The following is a 2,914-nucleotide window of genomic DNA, read 5'->3' on the forward strand; positions in this document are numbered from 1 at the left end:
GCCGCCGCCCGGCCGCCCGCCCTGCGCCCCGCCGCCGAAGCCGCGAAACTGCTCGCGTCCATCGGCGTCGATCTCGCCGCGATCATATTTGGCGCGCTTCTCGGCGTCGCCCAGCAGGTCGAAGGCGGCGGTGATGCGCTTGAACCGTTCCTCGGCGGCCTTGTCGCCGGGATTTTTGTCGGGGTGCAGTTCCTTGGCCAGCTTGCGGAACGCCTTCTTGATCTCGTCCGCGCTCGCGCCCTTGGAAACGCCCAGTTCCTGATAGGGATCGCCAGCCAATTTTCGCTCCACTCCGGATCAACACAGACCAGAGCGTCAGTTAAGCCATGCGCCCGCCCGCCGAAAGGGGCCGACATGGTTTAGATCGGCGGGATCAACGGAACCATCGCCTCCGCGCCCCAGCCGTACCCGTCGCCCCACTGGGCCACGGCGACCTTGGCTATGGAGCCGACGTCGCCTGGAAAGTCCGCCGCGACCTCGACCGCGCTGTAGACGGCCGCCAGCCCCTCGGCCTCCCAGACCCGGCGCTCGACATCCCCGTCCAGCACCCGCACCCGAAACCGTTTCGGATCGACCTCGACCGGCTCACCCTCCCAGCCGTCGCCGCTCAGACGCACGCGCGGCAGCCAGATCAACCGCCATCCAGCGCCCTCTGGGCTCGCCTTCAGATGCGCCGGTCGCCACGGCGCCGCGTTCCGGTTGCTCCACACAAAGCCGACCTCCGTCGTCCCCGCCCCGCCCGGCGGCGAACCCACAGGCCCCGCCCGCCAGACCCGCGGCAATCCGCGCTCGACCGCATCGACCTGGGCCCGCGCCATGCCGCGCTCCAGCACGACGACCAGCGCCCCCGGCTCCGCCCCGCGCGCCGCCGCCTCTTCCGTCCCCTGCTGCCCGCGCAACAGGCCGCTCAGCCGCCACACGTCGCCGCCGATCAGTTCGGCCCGGCGGAACTGCACCAGCTCCCACCCGTCCGCACTGCGCACCGCCAGCAGATTGGCGCCCGACAGCACCGCCTCGACCGCCCGGCTTTGCGGCGCCTGCCCCTCGATCCGCACGCTCAGCACGCCCGTCTCATCCCAGCGCCCGACCAAGCCGGGCCGCAACGCTGCCGTCAGCGTTCCCACCGTCGCGGGCGTCTCCACCACCGCCCTCTGCGTCAGACTGTCGACCGAGACCCCGCCATGCAGCGCCATCGGCGTCCACGGCTCCGCCGCCGCTGCGACCACCGGCCGCCCGTCCGCCTCCTCGCCCGGCAGCGGCGGCAGGTCCAACAGCATCAGGAACGGGGCCCCAGGCGTTCCCGCGCCGCCGCCGTCTCCACGCCAATCCTCGGGCGCGTCCACAACGACCACCTCAACCATCGGGGTCAAGGTCGCGCTGGGCGTCTCGTCCCAGTCCAGCCGCTCGACGCGCCAGTCGCCCGCACGGCCCTCCACCGCCGTCACATCGCCCGGCTCCAGCCTCAGCGCCTCCAGCGGCCCCAGCTTCAGCGTCAACCGCTCGGCCGCCTCGCCCTGCAACAGCCGCTGCGCCGCCGCCGTCGCCAGCCCGGTCCCGACTACGGCGGGCAGCGCCGCGTCCACGCCGCCGCCCTCGCCGTCGCCGCGCACCGTCACCGCGCCCAGCTGATAGTCCGCCGCCTCGTCGATGAAGCGCAGCCGCGCCGCGCCCGGCCGAGGCGTCAGCCGTCGATCCGCCGCCGCGCTCCCGCCCTTGTCGGGCAGGGCCAGCGCCGCCTCATGCAGCGTCATCTCCCGCGCCGTCTCGCCCAGCACGGCCACCCGACCATCCCGCTCGGCCGTCGTCGCCCCCAGCGCCTGCACCAGCGGCGCCAGCGCATCCTTCGTCGCCATCGGCCGGTCGATGACATAGCCCGTCACCCCGCCGTCCACCGCCCCGACCGTATAGTCCGTCTCGCTCAGCCCGCCCCGCTTCAGGATCGCCTCGATCAGCCCGCGCGCATCGCCGCCCATCCGCCCGTTCAGCCAGTGCCCTGTGCGCCAGGCGCCCGCGTCAGCCCACACCTCATGCAGCGCCGGAAACGCCGGATAGGGCCGCGCGTCCCAGCACCAGACATCCGCACCCTGCAGCATCGGCCCGCCATAGACGCCCGAGACCGGGTTGTTCACCGGCTGCGCATAATGCCCCAGCACCGCCTCGATCAGCCGCCGCTGCATCCGGTCGTCGCGGGCGCCCGTAGAGTACGGCGGCAGAGCGTTCTCGCTGCTCTTCGGATCTTGGAACAGGTTCGGCGCATTCCCCCCGCGATCCACCGCCGCACAGCCGAACTCGGTCAGCCGGATCGGCTTCATCCCCGGAACCCAGGCCGTCGGCGCCGCCTGCCTTGCGCCGCCCACGCGCTCATGATGCCGGTTCGACCACCAGCCCTTCAGATCCTTGTAGCGCCAGATCCAGTCTTCGCCGTGGGCGCCGTCCGTGATCGCCGTGCGCCGCTGCGCCGCCCGATCCGCCGCGCCGGCGTAGAACCAGTCATACCCCTCGCCGCCCGCGACCTGCGCCGCCAGATAGGCCGGGTCCGACGGCCCTTTGAAATCTTCGGCGTCCCGCCCGCCGTCGCCGCCGCGCCAGTCGCCCATCGGCGGATACCAATCGATGCCGACGTAATCGATATTCGGGTCCGCCCACAAAGGATCGAGGTGAAACCGAACCTCTCCGTCCCTCTGCCAGCCGAAATACTCCGACCAGTCGGCGGCGTAGCTCAGCTTGACCCGCGACCCGACCACCGCCCGGCACTCCGCCGCCAGCGCCCGAAACTGCGCCACCGCCGGAAAGCCCCCGTTCGCATCCCGCGTCCAGGTCAGCCCCCGCATCTCCGAGCCGATCAGCAGGCCGTCCGCCCCTTCATCCGCCGCCATGCGGGCATAGTGCAGCGCCAGCCGCCTCAACCCCCAGC

2 protein-coding genes are annotated in these 2,914 nt (G+C 72.3%); both read right to left on the reverse strand.

Going from position 1 to position 2,914, the window contains the following annotated elements; genetic code table 11:
• Window positions 1-279 (reverse strand): DnaJ domain-containing protein (locus BJP32_RS16625; protein ID WP_143255500.1); only part of this gene is annotated, 279 nt, incomplete at its 3' end.
• A gap of 80 nt (window positions 280-359) precedes the next feature.
• The coding region (locus tag BJP32_RS16630) for a glycoside hydrolase/phage tail family protein (RefSeq protein ID WP_143255501.1) at window positions 360-2,914 on the reverse strand (2,555 nt) is incomplete at its 5' end.

The sequence above is a fragment of the Brevundimonas sp. ZS04 genome (assembly GCF_001956865.1).
GTDB classification, from domain to species: domain Bacteria; phylum Pseudomonadota; class Alphaproteobacteria; order Caulobacterales; family Caulobacteraceae; genus Brevundimonas; species Brevundimonas diminuta.